This is a genomic window from Pseudomonas sp. JY-Q, assembly GCF_001655295.1.
Classification (GTDB): domain Bacteria; phylum Pseudomonadota; class Gammaproteobacteria; order Pseudomonadales; family Pseudomonadaceae; genus Aquipseudomonas; species Aquipseudomonas alloputida.
On record NZ_CP011525.1, the window covers coordinates 5045825 to 5061545 of the forward strand.

At 62.5% G+C, this 15721-nt stretch carries 15 protein-coding genes; 5 read left to right on the plus strand and 10 right to left on the minus strand.

Annotated elements, in window-relative coordinates; genetic code table 11:
* Positions 1–2: 2 nt before the first annotated feature.
* The 4 genes from hpf to AA098_RS22680 are packed head-to-tail and all read left to right on the plus strand — an operon-like array spanning position 3 to position 1936.
* Positions 3–311 (plus strand): ribosome hibernation-promoting factor, HPF/YfiA family, encoded by a 309-nt coding sequence (gene hpf, locus AA098_RS22665; RefSeq protein WP_003255135.1) that lies wholly within the window; start codon positions 3–5, stop codon positions 309–311.
* Between the two features lie 12 nt (positions 312–323).
* The gene (gene ptsN / locus AA098_RS22670) at positions 324–788 is read left to right on the plus strand and encodes a PTS IIA-like nitrogen regulatory protein PtsN (RefSeq protein WP_003255137.1); all 465 of its coding nucleotides are present in this window, start codon (positions 324–326) and stop codon (positions 786–788) included.
* Positions 789–790: 2 nt separating this feature from the next.
* A complete protein-coding gene (rapZ, locus tag AA098_RS22675) occupies positions 791–1645 on the plus strand; it encodes an RNase adapter RapZ (protein ID WP_064615021.1) in 855 nt (284 codons plus the stop codon).
* Positions 1646–1663: 18 nt separating this feature from the next.
* Entirely contained in the window at positions 1664–1936 is a 273-nt protein-coding gene (locus AA098_RS22680) for an HPr family phosphocarrier protein (RefSeq protein WP_003255140.1), read from the plus strand.
* Between the two features lie 27 nt (positions 1937–1963).
* Here the strand turns inward: AA098_RS22680 and AA098_RS22685 are convergent, their stop codons facing one another.
* From AA098_RS22685 to pmbA, 6 genes are all read right to left on the minus strand, one after another.
* Positions 1964–2857 carry a ZIP family metal transporter gene (locus AA098_RS22685; protein ID WP_003255142.1) on the minus strand — a complete coding sequence of 298 codons (894 nt, stop codon included), beginning with the start codon at positions 2855–2857 and terminating at the stop codon, positions 1964–1966.
* An 11-nt stretch (positions 2858–2868) separates the two neighbouring features.
* Complete coding sequence (locus AA098_RS22690) at positions 2869–3480, minus strand: superoxide dismutase (protein ID WP_003255144.1); 612 nt, start codon at positions 3478–3480, stop codon at positions 2869–2871.
* 1 nt (position 3481) lies between these two features.
* A complete protein-coding gene (locus tag AA098_RS22695; protein WP_004574483.1) occupies positions 3482–3943 on the minus strand; it encodes a hypothetical protein in 462 nt (153 codons plus the stop codon).
* A 26-nt stretch (positions 3944–3969) separates the two neighbouring features.
* Positions 3970–5346 (minus strand): lyase family protein, encoded by a 1377-nt coding sequence (locus tag AA098_RS22700; protein ID WP_047604996.1) that lies wholly within the window; start codon positions 5344–5346, stop codon positions 3970–3972.
* Positions 5339–5740, minus strand: a complete 402-nt coding sequence (locus AA098_RS22705) for a hypothetical protein (RefSeq protein WP_012051310.1) — start codon at positions 5738–5740, stop codon at positions 5339–5341. Before AA098_RS22705 ends, AA098_RS22700 begins: the two co-directional genes overlap by 8 nt.
* A gap of 245 nt (positions 5741–5985) precedes the next feature.
* On the minus strand, positions 5986–7332 hold the full coding sequence (gene pmbA / locus AA098_RS22710; protein ID WP_003255150.1) for a metalloprotease PmbA: 1347 nt from the start codon (positions 7330–7332) through the stop codon (positions 5986–5988).
* 109 nt (positions 7333–7441) lie between these two features.
* On the opposite strand from pmbA, the gene yjgA reads away from it, so the two are divergent.
* Complete coding sequence (gene yjgA / locus AA098_RS22715; protein ID WP_003255152.1) at positions 7442–7963, plus strand: ribosome biogenesis factor YjgA; 522 nt, start codon at positions 7442–7444, stop codon at positions 7961–7963.
* 57 nt (positions 7964–8020) lie between these two features.
* On the opposite strand, the gene tldD is transcribed toward yjgA, so the two are convergent.
* From tldD to rng, 4 genes are all read right to left on the minus strand, one after another.
* Positions 8021–9460, minus strand: a complete 1440-nt coding sequence (tldD, locus tag AA098_RS22720; RefSeq protein WP_003255154.1) for a metalloprotease TldD — start codon at positions 9458–9460, stop codon at positions 8021–8023.
* 2 nt (positions 9461–9462) lie between these two features.
* The gene (locus AA098_RS22725; protein ID WP_012051308.1) at positions 9463–10314 is read right to left on the minus strand and encodes a carbon-nitrogen hydrolase family protein; all 852 of its coding nucleotides are present in this window, start codon (positions 10312–10314) and stop codon (positions 9463–9465) included.
* 8 nt (positions 10315–10322) lie between these two features.
* Entirely contained in the window at positions 10323–14144 is a 3822-nt protein-coding gene (locus AA098_RS22730; RefSeq protein WP_064615022.1) for a YhdP family protein, read from the minus strand.
* A gap of 82 nt (positions 14145–14226) precedes the next feature.
* On the minus strand, positions 14227–15684 hold the full coding sequence (gene rng / locus AA098_RS22735; protein WP_003255158.1) for a ribonuclease G: 1458 nt from the start codon (positions 15682–15684) through the stop codon (positions 14227–14229).
* Positions 15685–15721: the final 37 nt, after the last annotated feature.

Below are 15721 nucleotides of genomic sequence, written 5' to 3' on the forward strand. Positions count from 1 at the left end.
GTATGCAAGTCAATATCAGTGGACAGCATGTAGAAGTCACCCAGCCACTGCGCGATTACGTGCTTGAAAAGCTCGCCCGCGTGGAGAGTCACTTCGACAAGATCACCAACGTGCAGGTAATCATGAAAGTCGAGAAGCTTCAGCAGAAGGTCGAGGCGACCCTGCAGATTCCCGGCGGCGAAGTGGTAGCCAACGCCGAACACGAAGACATGTATGCAGCGATCGACGCCTTGGCCGACAAGCTCGACCGCCAACTGAAAAAACACAAGGAAAAACAGCAAAGCCTGCTGCAAGGTGCAGCTGCCCGCTGATCCCCCTCATCCATGATCCGACTTGAAACCATCCTGACCCCCGGCCGTTCCCTCGTGAACGTGCCGGGCGGCAGCAAGAAGCGCGCCCTGGAAAAGGTCGCCACTGTCATCGCCGACCAAGTGCCAGAACTGGAGATGCAGGACGTCTTCGAAAAACTGGTAGCCCGGGAAAAGCTCGGTTCTACCGGTTTTGGCAATGGCATCGCCATCCCGCACTGCCGGCTTGAAGGATGCTCTGCGCCAGTCAGCGCCCTGCTGCACCTGGAAGCGCCTATCGATTACGACGCCATCGATGGCGCGCCGGTGGACCTGCTGTTTGTGCTGCTGGTGCCCGAAGCGGCCACCGATGCCCACCTTGAACTTCTGCGTCAGATCGCCAGCATGCTCGATCGCAAGGAGGTCCGTGATCGACTGCGTGCGGCCACCAGCAACGAGGCCCTGTTCCAGGTTGTCCTGGACGTACAGAACGAGCACTGAACATGCGCCTGATCATCGTCAGCGGCCGGTCCGGCTCCGGCAAGAGCACCGCCCTCGATGTCCTGGAAGACAGCGGTTTCTATTGCATCGACAATCTCCCAGCCGGGCTATTGCCGCAGTTGGCGGAAAATGCACTGATCAACACCGAATTGCTGCAGCCCAAGGTGGCGGTTTCGATCGACGCACGCAACCTGCCCAGCCACCTGATGCGTTTTCCCGAGCTGCTTGAAGAAGCCCGCGCACGGCACATCCAGTGCGACGTGTTGTACCTGGATGCCGATGAAGAGGTCCTTCTCAAGCGTTTCTCGGAAACCCGCAGGCGGCACCCCCTGACCAACGCCAACCGCTCGCTCGCGGAAGCGATCCGCGTGGAAAGCGATTTGTTGGGCCCCATTGCCGACCTGGCCGACCTGAAGATCGACACCACCAACCTGAACCTGTACCAGTTGCGTGACTCGATCAAACTGCGTCTGCTCAACCAACCCGAGCCTGGCACAGCGTTTCTGGTCGAGTCGTTCGGGTTCAAACGGGGCATGCCGGTCGACGCCGACCTGGTTTTTGACGTGCGCTGCCTGCCCAACCCCTACTGGAAACCAGAACTGCGTGAGCACTCAGGTCTCGATCAACCCGTGATCGACTACCTGGCCGCACAACCGGATGTCGAAGACATGTACAACGACATCTCCAGCTACCTGCTCAAATGGTTGCCCCACTTCGCTGCCAGCAACCGCGCCTACGTAACCATTGCCATCGGCTGCACTGGCGGCCATCACCGTTCGGTGTACATCACCGAGCGCCTTGGTCAACAGCTGCAGCAAACCCTGAAAAACGTCCAGGTCCGTCATCGCGACCTCTAGCCCAAGGATCCACCCCTGATGCCCGCCCGCGAAATCACCATCATCAACAAGCTGGGTCTGCATGCCCGGGCGGCAGCCAAGTTCGTCGGTGTGGCCGGCCGCTTCCCCTGCCAGGTACGGGTGGGTCGCGCCCCGGACAAGCTGGTGGATGGCAAGAGCATCATGGCGGTGATGATGCTGGCCGCAGGCAAAGGCACCCAGGTGCACCTGCATACCGAGGGTGAGCAGGACAACGACGCCATGGATGCACTGGTCGAACTGATCAACAATTTCTTTGACGAAGGCGAATAGGCCTCGCAAACCTGCGCTTGCACAAGATCAGGACATCGCGGTATCCATCACCATCATCAGACAGAAGCCTGTACACAGCCCAAGACTGGCCAGACGATGATGGCCGTTGCTGCGCGATTCGGGGATGATTTCCTGGGTGACCACCAGCAACATCGCCCCTGCTGCACAGGCCAGCCCCAGCGGCAGCAGCAGTTCGGCAACATTCACCAGCCAGGCACAGATCAACGCCGCCACCGGCTCGACCAAGCCTGAGGCTGCGCCGATCAGGAAGGCCTTGAAGCGCGGCATGCCCGCCCCTGCCAGCACCAGCGCGATCACCAGCCCCTCAGGCACATCCTGCAAGGCAATGCCCATGGCCAGGCTGTCGGCGTCGGCCATACCTCCCCCGGCCGACACACCAATGGCCATACCTTCGGGGATGTTGTGGGCAATGATGGCAATCACGAACAGCCAGATGCGCGCTGCAATCACCGGCTGGTTTGCTGTGCCCACCAACGCTTCAGGCGAAGCCCAGGATACCTTGAGGTCGACCAGGAACAGGCACAACGCCCCGAACATCAGGCCAAAACTGACCAGGCCACCTGCCCCCCAAGGGCTGAAGCCAATAGACTGAGCCGCCGCCAGGCCTGGCATGATCAGGGAAAACGCGGTGGCCGCCAGCATCACGCCAGCACCGAAGCCCAACAGCGTATCCGCCAGCGCCACGGGCATATTGCGAATGACCAGTACCGGTACTGCGCCCAGTGCCGTACCCAGCGCGCATAAAGCACCGCCCTCCAGGGCGCGCAGCATGCGCGGATCGAGGTCTAGCCAGGCGAGGCCCCGTGCCACCAGTAACGCGGCGCCAGCCAGCAAAAGCAAAGTCCCAAGCGCCAGGCGGAACAAGCGCACACTGCTGACAGACATCACCTCAGAGCGCATACCGGTCCGACTCACTTCAGGGCTTCAAGGTAACGACGTTCAACTTCCACCCAGTCAATGACGTTGTAGAAGGCACCGATGTATTCCGGACGACGGTTCTGGTACTTGAGGTAGTAAGCGTGCTCCCACACGTCCAGGCCCAGGATCGGCGCATTGCCGTGCATCAGCGGGCTGTCCTGGTTGCCGCTACTCTCCACCACCAACGTTTTTTGCGGCGTCACGCTGAGCCAGGCCCAACCGCTGCCGAAGCGGGTCAACGCGGCTTTGGTGAAAGCCTCCTTGAAAGCCTCGAAGCCGCCAAGTTGTGCTGTGACGGCTTGCGCCAGCTGGCCCACAGGCTCGCCACCGCCCTGAGGTGACATGACAGTCCAGAACAGGCTGTGGTTGGCGTGACCGCCACCGTGGTTGGTCACAGCGCCACGCAGGTTCTCCGGCAGTTGCTTGACGGCAGCGACCAGTTTTTCCACCGGCCATTCGGCCCACTCGGTACCTTCGAGGGCGGCATTGAGGCCGTTCACGTAGGTCTGGTGATGCTTGGTGTGGTGGATTTCCATTGTCTGGGCATCAATGTGTGGTTCCAGCGCATCGTAGGCGTATGGCAATGCAGGCAAGGTATGGGGCATGTCAGTGAATTCCGTAGGCATGGGTTCTGGGCGCCACATCCGGTAGGGCAGCGAGCTCGCTGGCCCCGGCGCTGTGGCGGTTGAGCAAGCGCTCGGTACGCGGATACTGGCCATACTCGGCAATGAAACTCAGCAGCTCGGTGTAAGTGCGCGCACTGTGGCGCAAGGCTGCATCACGCAGCCCCTGAGGCAGGCGCGCTTCCTGGCAGGCCTGCAGCAGTCGCTGATGAGCCGCGCACAGGTAGTCGGCGCTTTCATGCGGCTGGTCAAGGCGCAGGTGCAGGTCAGCCAGGTTGTGGTGGGCGATGACGAATGCAGCCACCGCTTCGTCCACGTCATGCCAGCGCTCGAACAGCACCTGGGCCAACGCCAAGGCTTGCAGGTAGTGTTCCCGGGCGTCCACCAGCTCGCCTTGTTCGAATAGGCGGTTGGCGGTTTCCGTGGTGCGTTTCCAGTGCTGCATGGTTGTCTCCTGGGCGGTGACGCAGGTCAGATACCGCCGGCGGTGAGTTTTTCCGGGTCCAGCAGCGCTTCAAGCTGGTCGCGGGACAGGTCGGTGTGCTCCAGCGCCACATCGATGATTGGACGACCCTGCTTGTAGGCGGTCTTGGCGATTTCGGCGGCCTTGAGGTAGCCGATGATCGGATTCAACGCCGTGACCAGAATCGGGTTGCGGGCTAGGGCTTCCTTGAGTTTGTCTTCGTTGACCTTGAAGCTGGCGATGGCTTTGTCGGCCAGCAAACGGCTGACATTGGCCATCAGCTCGATGCTTTCCAGCAGGTTGCGAGCGATCACCGGCAGCATCACGTTCAGCTCGAAGTTACCGGCTTGGCCTGCGACGGCGATGGTCGCGTCGTTGCCAATCACTTGGGCGGCGACCATGGCAGTGGCCTCCGGGATCACCGGGTTGACCTTGCCTGGCATGATCGAAGAGCCCGGCTGCAGAGCTTGCAGCTCGATTTCGCCCAGACCGGCCAGCGGGCCGGAGTTCATCCAGCGCAGATCGTTGGCGATTTTCATCAACGCCACCGCAGTGGTCTTGAGCTGGCCAGACAAAGCCACGGCAGTGTCCTGCGAGCCGATCAGTGCGAACAGGTTCTGGCCGGGCGTGAACTCGATCTTGGTCAGGCCACTGAGCTGGCGAGCGAAACCGACAGCGAACTGCGGATGGGCATTGATGCCGGTACCCACGGCGGTTCCGCCTTGGGCCAGCGCCTGCAAGCGCGGCAGCACCCCTTCGATGTGCGCCTTGGCAGCATTGATCTGCGCTGCCCAGCCATCCAGCACCTGACTCATGCGCACGGGCATCGCGTCCATCAGGTGAGTACGACCGGTCTTCACGAATTGATGTACTTGTGCCGACTTGACCTCAATCACCTGTACGAGGTGCGCCAGGGCTGGCAGCAACTGCTCGTGCAGGGCCAGCGCGGCGCTGACGTGGATGGTGGTCGGAATGATGTCATTGCTGCTCTGGCCACAGTTGACGTGGTCATTGGCGTTGACCGCCTCACCCAGTACATGGGTAGCCAAGGTGGCGATCACCTCATTGGCGTTCATGTTCGAACTGGTGCCAGAGCCTGTCTGGAACACATCCACCGGGAAGTGCTGGATGAAGTCCTCGGCCAGCAATTGCTCGACAGCCTTGACGATAGCCTGGCCCTGCCCGGCAGACAGTTGCTCCAGTTCGACGTTGGCCTTGGCCGCAGCGGCCTTGGCCAGCAACAAGGCACGAATGAACTGGGCCGGCATACGCTGGCCGCTGATCGGGAAGTTGTCGACCGCGCGCTGGGTCTGGGCGCCGTAGAGGGCCTGGGCCGGCACCTGCAGCTCACCCATGCTGTCACGCTCGATACGGGTATCACTCATCATCAAATCCTTGCATCAGTTCATCGGGAGAAATCGAAGGCAGCAGACGGCAATTGGCCAACTGCAGGGCGTAGGGTTGCCAGCGTTGGTTCTGTTCCTGGCGGTCGAGGTTGCGCAGGTCCAGCAGAGGGCGCCAGGCTTGGTCCAGGCACAGACAACGCCAATGCCAGGGGAGCATGCGATCGCAGGCGGTATCCAGCAGCAAGCGAAACGCTGTCAGCGCCACCGTCCATGGCGAGGTTTCGGTGCAGCACACCAGATAGCGGCCTTCGGCCAGGTAATGCTCGATCAGGCGCGGCTCGTCGGGGTCGAGCGCACAGCGAATGCGCCGGCTGAGCCAGCGCCAGTTTTCCAGGTAGGGCAGTTCGCGGAGGACGGATTTCATGAACATCATCGCCGAGTTACTGGATAATGATATTCATTATTAAGTGATAAACAGAATCACTTCAAGAAAAAAAGTGATGAAATAAAAACCCGGCGCGAGGGCCGGGTCTTCGGATTTGCAGAGAAAGGTGTAGTGCTGTGTAGGCCTCTTCGCGGGTAAACCCGCTCCTACAGCGGCCGGTGTCCAACCCCGATGTGCGTCCACTACCGTGTAGGAGCGGATTGATCCGCGAAAGGGCCGGCGCAGGCTAAAGATCAGCTACCAGCAACGGTCATCCGCTCGATCAGCACCGAGCCCGTATGAATGTTGCTACGGGTTTCAAGATCGCTACCAATCGCGACAATCTGCTGGAACATGTCCTTCATGTTTCCGGCGATGGTAACTTCCTGTACGGCATGCTGAATCTCGCCATTCTCGACCCAGAACCCCGCCGCACCACGGGAATAGTCCCCCGTCACCATGTTCAAGCCATGCCCCATCAGTTCGGTCACCAGCAGCCCGCGCCCCATGCGGCGAATCAGCGCGGCCTGATCTTCGACACCGTGGCTGACGAACAGGTTGTGCACGCCACCGGAATTGGCCGTACTCGGCAAACCCAGCTTGCGCCCCGAATAGGTACCCAGCAAGTACGACACCAGCTCACCTTTGTCGACAAACGGTTTGGCATAGGTGGCCAGGCCATCACCGTCGAAGGCGGCGCTGCCCAACGCGCGCGGAATATGCGGGCGTTCGTCGAGGGTCAGCCAGGAAGGGAACAGGCGCTGGCCAATGGTACCCTCCAGGAACGACGACTTACGGTACAGGTTGCCGCCGGAAATGGCCGACAGGAAGCTGCCGAACAGGCCACCGGCCAATTCGGCCGAGAACAGCACCGGTACCTCGCAAGTCGGCACCGGTCGGGCGCCAAGGCGGCTAGCGGCACGCTGGGCAGCGCGCACGCCGATGCTGCTCGGGTCGGCCAGCAGGTTGCCCTGGCGGTTCACGTCGTACCAGTAGTCACGCTGCATCTGCCCGTCGCCTTCGGCAATCATCACGCAGCTCAGGCTGTGCCGGGTCGAGGCGTAACCACCGATGAACCCATGGCTGTTGCCATACACGCGGCAGCCTTGGTGGGTATTGAGGGTGGTGCCATCGGCGTTGAGGATGCGCGGGTCGGCGTCGAACGCCGCTGCCTCGCAGGCCAGGGCCATTTCGATGGCCTTCTCGGGCTCGATACCCCAGTCGTGGTACAGGTCCAGGTCCGGGATTTCACGCGCCATCAGCGCTGCGTCGGCCAAGCCCGAGCATTCATCCTCGGAGGTATGCCTGGCAATTGCCAACGCTGCAGTGACGGTCTCGCGAATCGCCTCCGGACCACTGGCCGAGGTGCTGGCCGAACCTTTGCGCTGGCCAACATAAAGGGTGATACCAAAGCCTTGGTCGCGGTTGAACTCGACCGTTTCGACCTCACGCTGGCGCACGGTGGTGGACAGCCCTTGCTCCAGCGACACCGCCACTTCGCAGGCACTGGCCCCCTGCCGACGCGCCTCGGCGATGATCGCCTCGACCTGTTCCTGCAATGCTGGCAGGTCTTTCGGACCTACGCTCTGGACTGCACTCATGGTTCTCTCCACTCAAATTCTGCGTACGGCTTGGGGTCATTCTACGACCGGGCCGGACAAGCGGCCCCCGACTGGTTATCATGGCGGCGATTTCTAGCGGACTGCCACCATGGTTGATTCAAACGACGACGCCTTCGACGGCGAAAAAAGCAAAACCCAGATCAAGCGCGAACTGCATGCGCTGGTCGAACTCGGCGAGCGGCTTACCACCCTCAAGGCCGATACCTTGGCGCGCCTGCCTTTGACCGACGAGCTGCGCAAGGCACTGGCCGAGGCCAGCAAGCACACCGCTCATGGCGCCCGTAAACGCCACATGTCGTTCGTCGGCAAGCTCATGCGCGTGCAAGACCTCGATGCCATCCACGCCTTGCTCGAACAGATGGACAGCTCGACTCGCCAGTACAACGAACGTTTCCACAGCCTGGAGCGCTGGCGTGACCGGTTGATCGACGGTAACGACGAAGACCTCGAGCGCTTCGTCAACGAGTATCCCGACACCGACCGCCAGCAGCTGCGCTCGCTGGTGCGCCATGCCCAGCACGAGAAGGCGCGGAACAAGCCGCCTGCCGCCGCGCGCAAGGTGTTCAAGTACATCCGCGACCTCGACGAGTTGCAGCGCGGGTTGCGCTGACGGACTGGGGCCTTGTGGGAGCGGGCGTGCCCGCTCCTACAATGGCTCCCGAAGCCATCAAGCCCCGGTACCGCCCACGGTAATCGCATCCAGTTTCAAGGTAGGCTGCCCCACCCCAACCGGCACCGACTGCCCGTCCTTGCCGCACGTCCCTACTCCGCTGTCCAGTGCCAGGTCGTTACCGACCATCGAAACCCGGCTCATCGCCTCGGGACCATTGCCGATCAGGGTTGCGCCCTTCACTGGCGCGGTAATCTTGCCGTCTTCGATCAGGTAGGCCTCACTGGTGGAGAACACGAACTTGCCGCTGGTGATATCCACCTGCCCACCACCGAGGTTGGCGCAGTAGATACCCTTCTTCACCGACGCAATAATCTCCTGTGGGTCGCTTTCGCCGGCACGCATGTAGGTGTTGGTCATGCGTGGCATCGGCAGGTGCGCGTAGGATTCACGGCGGCCGTTGCCGGTCACAGCCATGCCCATCAGGCGCGCGTTCAGCTTGTCCTGCATGTACCCCTTGAGCACGCCATTCTCGATCAGCGTGGTGCATTCGGTCGGGGTGCCTTCGTCATCCACGCTCAGAGAACCACGGCGGCCTTCAAGGGTGCCATCGTCGACGATGGTGCACAGGCTCGACGCCACTTTCTCGCCAATGCGGCCACTGAACGCCGAACTGCCCTTGCGGTTGAAGTCGCCTTCCAGGCCATGGCCGACGGCCTCGTGCAACAGCACGCCCGACCAGCCCGAGCCCAGCACTACCGGCAAGGTACCGGCCGGTGCCGGGATCGCTTCCAGATTCACCAGGGCCTGGCGCAGGGCCTCGCGGGCATAGCCCATCACCCGCTCCTCGGTGAAGTAGCGGTAATCGGTACGCCCGCCACCGCCCTGCCCACCGCGTTCACGACGGCCGTTCTGCTCGACGATGACGCTGACATTGAAGCGCACCAGCGGGCGTACGTCGGCAGCCAGGCTGCCATCGGCCGCGGCAATCAGAATGCGTTCCCAGACCCCGGCCATGCTCACGCTGACTTGCTGAATGCGCGGGTCCAGGGCACGGGTGGCGGCATCGACACGCTTAAGCAGCTCGACCTTTTCGGCACGGCTGAGCACGTCCAGCGGGTTGTCCGCGGTATACAGGGCGGCCACCTCCTGGCTGCGGAAGGCTTGCACCGTGCCGTTTTGCCCGGCACGGGAAATCGAACGGGCGGCACGGGCTGCCGAGGTCAGCGCTTCAAGGTTGATCGCGTTGCTGTAGGCGAAGCCGGTTTTTTCGCCGGACTGGGCACGCACGCCCACGCCCTGGTCGAGGTTGAAGCTGCCCTCTTTGACGATACCGTCCTCCAGCGCCCAGGTTTCCGAGATCTGGCCCTGGAAATACAGGTCGGCGGCGTCGATGCCGGGGCCAGCCAACTCACCCAGCACGCTCTGCAGGCTGTCCAGGGTCAAGCCGCCTGGGGCCAGGAGCTGCTCACTGACGGTGGATAACATCTGGCTCATAGTCACTCCGAGGTATGCGCAGGTCGCAACGCGCCCTGCGAAAAAAAGCGCCGGTGCGATACCACCGGCATGCGCGCCCGAATGGACGCTTGTTCTTCAATGTCGCGCTCGGCAAGCAGTACCGCTTCACCTTGCGCCTGTTCTGCGAGAATGCGCCCCCAAGGGTCGACGATCGCCGCATGGCCATGGGTTTCCCGTGGGCCAGGATGGGCGCCGCCCTGTGCCGCAGCCAGCAGGTAACACTGGGTTTCGATGGCCCGGGCACGCACCAGCACCTCCCAATGTGCTGCGCCGGTCACTGCGGTAAAAGCTGCTGGCGCGGTGATCAGCTCCGCGCCGGCAGCGCGCAGCGCGCTGTACAGTTCGGGAAAGCGCAGGTCGTAACACACGCTCAGCCCCAGCCGCCCGACCGGCGTATCAGCCACCACCACCTGAGCACCCTGCGCGTAGTCATCCGACTCGCGGTAACGGCCCCGGTTGTCGGCCACGTCCACATCAAACAAGTGCAGCTTGTCATACCTTGCCGCCACCTCGCCGTGTTCATCGACCAGCAGCGAGCACGCATGGGCCTTGGCATCGGGCTGGCCGAACGGTGGCAAGGGCAAAGTACCGGCAACAATCCATAACTTGAGGTCGCGGGCGGTGCGTTTCAACCACGGCAGAATGGGCCCTTCCCCCAAGGCTTCGGCACGGCCGATGGCAGCAGCGTCCTTGCGCCCCATGGCGGCAAAGTTTTCCGGCAGCACCGCCAACCGTGCGCCGCCCAATGCGGCCTGCTCCAACAGGGCACCGGCACGCTGCAGGTTGGTCTGCACGTCGTCCTGGCTGACCATCTGGATTACCGCTGCCTTCATGGGTACTCCTAGCGGGATTTCTCGAAAGGTTTCACAAAGGTGATTCTAGGCTCTTTCCACGGCCCTTCGACACGGTAGTGCACGCTGGCAAAGCGTGACACGCGGTCACCGATCAGCCGATCGACCAGGAACAGCGCACCGCCCACCGCCGGCGCGCCGACGATCAACGCCGCCAGCGGCAGGTTGTTGGTCACCGGCAGGCTCACCTGCAAGTCAGCATCGACCCGGTCGCTGACCATGTCCAGCGTGCCGTCGAGCTCGAAGTTGCTCGACGGGCCGGTCACGGTAATCGGTTCGCGGGTCACGTACACGCCACTGCTGGCCACCAGCAAGCCCTTGACCCGGTCATAGGCCAGGCCCTTGTCAAACAGGTCGGAAAAGTCCAGACGCAGGCGCCGGCCAATCGAGTTGAAGTTGAGCAGGCCGAACACCCGCAGCGCCTGTGCGCTGCCTTCGACCTCGACGAACTGGCCGGTGCGCAGTGCTGCATCCATGCTGCCCGAGAAGCGTTTCAGGCCCACCGCGGCCGGCGAACCCGGCCAGCGGCCATCCACATCCAGGCGGAAGTCGCGGCTGGTCACCGTCGGGGCAAAGCCCCAGGCGCTGAGCACATCCGCCAGGTTCTTGCCGTCAAGGCGCCCTTTGTACCAACTGCTGGTTTTGCCCGTTTCACCCTCCCAGCCACCACCGCCATCAATGCGCAACCCCTTGAGGTCGAGGTCGATATCACTGGCTGTGACGCCACGTGGGGTCGGCCGCAGCTTGATCGCGGCGCTGCCGTAAAGATCGTCACCGCGATAGAGCTTGTCGATGCTCAGGTCCAGTGCCGGGACTTTGCGCGGATCGAACGAGGCAAGCGGGTCGGGGCCGTCTTCAGCCTGCTGTTCAGCGGCGCTGGCGGCAGGCAGCCGCAAGGTCTGCATGCGCACGACCATGGGCGCGCCCTTGGCATCCGGTACGCGCGCATTACCGATGACTTCCTTGCTGTCGAGGCGCAAATCCCAGGCCGGGCCGCCCCGGGCCAGGCGTACCACGGCCTGGTTCAGGTCCATGCCAAAGGCTTTCAACTGGCCGATGCTCAGGTCGACGCTTTGCAGGTTCTGCCGCGCGCTGCCACCGGGGTCGTCCCCAGCCAGCCGGCCTGCCTGCTCTTGCCAAGGGGCCAGGTCCAGGGTCTCCAGGCGCCCGCGCACCCTCAGCCCCTGGCTGGCAGGTACCCGGGCGTCGCCTGTGCCCAGCACTAGCTCGCCACGGCCCTGAGTCAACGTTTCAGCCGGTGCAGCATAGGCAAAGCGGGCAAGGTCGGCGTAGGCAGCGTTGAATTGCCGCTCCGGGCCCTGAAGGCTCATGTTGAAACGGCTGTCACGGGTATCTGCTGCCGCTTTGCCGAACGGAGCCGGCAGGTCGATGGCCAGCCCCTTGAGGCTGGAAGTGACATTCAGGCGGTTGTCCCGGCTCCCCAGACTGAGCTGCAACTGATAGGGCAGTTCACCGGAGGCCGGCAAGGCCTGCTTGAACTGCAGCCAGTCAGTCAGTGTCTTGAGCGATACCTGGCCATTGGCATTGATGCGGGTCTGCATCTGCCCAGCCTGACCTTCAGCGGTTATTTGCGCCGTTACCGGCTTGCCGAAAGCCTGCAGGCTGATGCCTTTGCCACTCAGGCCCTTGTCGAAGTCGAAGCTGAAGTCGCCCTTCAGGCGGTTCAACTCCAGGCTTGGCGGGGCCACTTTCAGGCGCGCATCGTGGGTGGCGAAGTCCACCTGCACCTTTGGGCGCTGCCCATGGGCCAGTGGGATATCGAGTTTGACCTTGCCCTTCAGCGGCCCCTCACCTTCCCAGCCGGCGAAAATCTCCCCGGTGCCGATTGGCGCTTCCTTGAGAATCTTCAGGCCATCACCCAGGCTACCGTCGAAATCGCCATCCAGGTAGAGGTGGCTGTGCTGGCCACCCTCGACATGCGGGATATCGACATTCACATCGCTGACCTTGGTGTCGAGCAGCACGCCTCGCTGGGCCTTGATGCGCACGCCACTGTCCTCGATGAACACATCACCATCGACGTGCTGCACCTGTGGCCAACCGGGCTGGAAATCCAGCGCGGCGTCATGCACCTTGAAGAACAGGCTGATGCTGCGCGCTTGCGGCGCTGCGCCATGGTTCAGCGAGCCCTGATACTGGAAGTAGCCTTCATCCACAGCGCCTTTGACGATAGCGCTGCGCAGCCACTCGTCGAGGGCCGGACTGAGCACCTCGGGCAGATACTTGGCAGTATAGCGGCCATCGCCTTCGGTCAGGCCGACGCGCAGGTCCATATAGTCCTCGCGACCTTCCTCGAACAACAGGCGAATCAGGAAGTCACCGGCGATCTTGCCCTCCTCGCCCAGCACCTTGAGGTAGGGCGCAATCAGGGTGAAACCGTCTTTGTCCAAGGTCCAGGTCAAGCGCGCATTCGCCTTCTGGTAATGCCAGGGCTTGGCGAAGATCGGGTACAGATGCAGCATGAACGCATCGGTATCCAGGCGCAGCTCGCCGTGGCCCAGGTCACCACTGATGCTGCCACTGACGTTACCGGCCGCCGGGGCGTTGTGATAAGCATCGAAGCCTACCTTCTCCAGGTTGGCTGCGAACTGCAGGCGCTGGTCACCCTCGGCCTTGGGCCTGGCCTCGAGGCGCACATTGCGCAACGCACCGGTCACCTTCAAGCCATCGACCACATCCTTGACCTTGTCCGGCAGGGGGGCCAGGGCATCGATCAGCGGAGTCAGCGGGGTGAGGTCGAGGCGGTCGGCCTGCAACTGCCAGCTTTCATCGGCTGCGTTCTGGCCAGGGCGCTGCTGCAACTGCAGGTGAGACTCCCAGCGGGCCTTGCCGAGGTCCATGGCCAACGAGTCGACGACCACATCGAAGCCTTGCTCCCGGCGCTGGAACCAGGCACCCAAAGCCAGATTATTCAGGTTGGCAGCCTTGCGCCCGGCATAGGCCCCCTCCAGCCTGGGTGCATTGAGCCTTACGACGGCCCGTTGCAACTGCCCCTTGCCCCAGCCGATCCAGAACTCACCGCCCGCCCGCAGGGTGTCAGCATGCCACTGCCCCAACACCTTGGGCGGCAACCAATGTGCCCAGTCACTTTGCGGCAGGCTGACATAGGCGTCTACCTCGCCATCACGCCAAGCGTCGGCCGACATACGGCTGTTCAGGCTCAACGCCAGGGGTTGGCCGTCAGGCAGGGTCGCACGCAAATCCAAGGCCTGACGGGTGGCACCGGCCTGCAGGCCGGCACTCACATAAGTCAGGGTCAGCGGGTCGCGCTGCCAGGGGTGCAGAGTGACCAGACTGTCGAACACATCGATGCGCCCCAGCTGGCGCAGGCGCTGCAGCAAGTCGGCAGGGTCCAGCGGCGCGTCGTCCTTCTTCGGCAGGCCTTCCAGGCTCCAGGCGCCCTGCTCGTTCTCGCGAAGGATCAGTTGCAGCCCGCCCAGCTGGATGCGCGCCAGGCGCACTTCGCGGGCGGTGAGGCTGGCCCAGATGTCGGGCACCACCATGACGTCGTCCAGCCGGAGCGCCTTGGTGCCTTCGCCCAATTGCAGGTCGCGCACCCGCAGCACAGGGGCCAGTCCGCTCCAGTGCCCTTCCAGGGCACCGACATGCACGGGCAGGCCCAGCGCCTGCTCGGCCTTGCTTTCTACGTCGGCACGGTACTCGGCTACCAGCGGCACCAGTTCACGACCAAGGCTGACATACAGCGCCACCAATACGGCCAGCAGGGCACATATGCCCAACCCCCAGCGGGTCAGAGCAACAAGAACGCGGTTCAGACGTCCCATGGCCATGGCCCTCCAAGTCGTTTATCCATGATGGCCCGTCGTGCCGGTTTTGCCAGGACGACAATGCAGTGGCGTGTTTCAGAAGACCTCAGAGCAGCACCACGTCGTATTGTTCCTGCGAATACATCGACTCGACCTGGAAGCGAATGGTTCGACCGATAAAGGCTTCCAGTTCCGCCACGTTGCCTGACTCTTCATCCAGCAGGCGGTCGACCACCTTCTGGTTGGCCAGCACACGGTAGCCTTCAGCCTGATAGGCACGGGCCTCACGCAGGATCTCGCGGAATATTTCGTAACAGATGGTCTCGGGTGTTTTCAGCTTGCCGCGGCCCTGACAGGCCAGACACGGCTCGCAAAGCACCTGTTCCAGGCTTTCCCGCGTACGCTTGCGGGTCATCTGCACCAGGCCCAACTCGGTGATGCCGATGATGTTGGTCTTGGCGTGATCGCGCTCCAGCTGTTTTTCCAGGGTACGCAGTACCTGACGCTGGTGATCTTCGTCTTCCATGTCGATGAAGTCGATGATGATGATGCCGCCAATGTTGCGCAGGCGCAGTTGCCGGGCGATGGCGGTAGCGGCCTCGAGGTTGGTCTTGAAGATGGTTTCTTCGAGGTTGCGATGACCGACGAAAGCCCCGGTGTTGACGTCGATGGTGGTCATCGCTTCGGCCGGGTCGACCACCAGGTAACCGCCGGACTTCAACGGCACCTTGCGCTCCAGAGCCCGCTGGATCTCGTCTTCGACACCGTACAGGTCAAAGATGGGGCGCTCGCCGGGGTAATGTTCGAGGCGGTCGGCAATTTCCGGCATCAACTCGCCAACGAACTGCGTGGTCTTCTGGAAGGTTTCCCGCGAGTCGATGCGGATCTTCTCGATCTTCGGATTGACCAGGTCGCGCAGGGTACGCAGGGCCAGGCCAAGGTCTTCGTAAATGACCGTTGGCGCGCCGCAGGTCTTGATCTGGGTGCCGATCTGCTCCCACAGGCGGCGCAGGTAACGGATGTCCTGCAAGATCTCCTCGGCACGCGCGCCTTCGGCGGCGGTGCGCAAGATGAAGCCGCCGGCATCCTTGATGTTCTCGCTGTCCATGCAGTCGCTGACCACTTGCTTGAGGCGCTCACGCTCGGCCTCGTCCTCGATTTTCAGCGAAATACCGACATGGCTGCTGCGTGGCATGTACACCAGGTAGCGCGACGGGATCGATAGCTGGGTGGTCAGGCGCGCGCCCTTGGTGCCGATCGGGTCCTTGGTCACCTGCACCACCAGGGCCTGGCCTTCATGTACCAGTGCGGTGATGTTCTCTACCGCCGAGCCTTCGCGCTGGGAGATTTCCGAGGCATGGATAAACGCTGCGCGCTCGAGGCCGATGTCGACGAAGGCCGCCTGCATGCCTGGCAGCACACGCACCACCTTGCCCTTGTAGATATTGCCGACGATGCCACGGCGCTGGGTGCGCTCGACATGCACTTCCTGCAGCACCCCGTTTTCCACCACCGCCACACGTGACTCCATCGGGGTGATGTTGATCAGGATCTCTTCACTCATGGCAGGCTCTCGTCAAAGGTTCTTTCTAATGATGGAT

Bases quoted from the DNA above. Each gene is read 5' to 3' on its own strand.
- pmbA (WP_003255150.1), bottom strand. From the start codon at position 7,332: ATGAGTGCAGTCCAGAGCGTAGGTCCGAAAGACCTGCCAGCATTGCAG.
- AA098_RS22725 (WP_012051308.1), bottom strand. From the start codon at position 10,314: ATGAAGGCAGCGGTAATCCAGATGGTCAGCCAGGACGACGTGCAGACC.
- AA098_RS22695 (WP_004574483.1), bottom strand. From the start codon at position 3,943: ATGCAGCACTGGAAACGCACCACGGAAACCGCCAACCGCCTATTCGAA.
- AA098_RS22685 (WP_003255142.1), bottom strand. From the start codon at position 2,857: ATGCGCTCTGAGGTGATGTCTGTCAGCAGTGTGCGCTTGTTCCGCCTG.
- tldD (WP_003255154.1), bottom strand. From the start codon at position 9,460: ATGAGCCAGATGTTATCCACCGTCAGTGAGCAGCTCCTGGCCCCAGGC.
- hpf (WP_003255135.1), top strand. From the start codon at position 3: ATGCAAGTCAATATCAGTGGACAGCATGTAGAAGTCACCCAGCCACTG.
- rapZ (WP_064615021.1), top strand. From the start codon at position 791: ATGCGCCTGATCATCGTCAGCGGCCGGTCCGGCTCCGGCAAGAGCACC.
- yjgA (WP_003255152.1), top strand. From the start codon at position 7,442: ATGGTTGATTCAAACGACGACGCCTTCGACGGCGAAAAAAGCAAAACC.
- AA098_RS22690 (WP_003255144.1), bottom strand. From the start codon at position 3,480: ATGCCCCATACCTTGCCTGCATTGCCATACGCCTACGATGCGCTGGAA.
- ptsN (WP_003255137.1), top strand. From the start codon at position 324: ATGATCCGACTTGAAACCATCCTGACCCCCGGCCGTTCCCTCGTGAAC.
- AA098_RS22705 (WP_012051310.1), bottom strand. From the start codon at position 5,740: ATGATGTTCATGAAATCCGTCCTCCGCGAACTGCCCTACCTGGAAAAC.
- AA098_RS22730 (WP_064615022.1), bottom strand. From the start codon at position 14,144: ATGGCCATGGGACGTCTGAACCGCGTTCTTGTTGCTCTGACCCGCTGG.
- AA098_RS22700 (WP_047604996.1), bottom strand. From the start codon at position 5,346: ATGAGTGATACCCGTATCGAGCGTGACAGCATGGGTGAGCTGCAGGTG.
- rng (WP_003255158.1), bottom strand. From the start codon at position 15,684: ATGAGTGAAGAGATCCTGATCAACATCACCCCGATGGAGTCACGTGTG.
- AA098_RS22680 (WP_003255140.1), top strand. From the start codon at position 1,664: ATGCCCGCCCGCGAAATCACCATCATCAACAAGCTGGGTCTGCATGCC.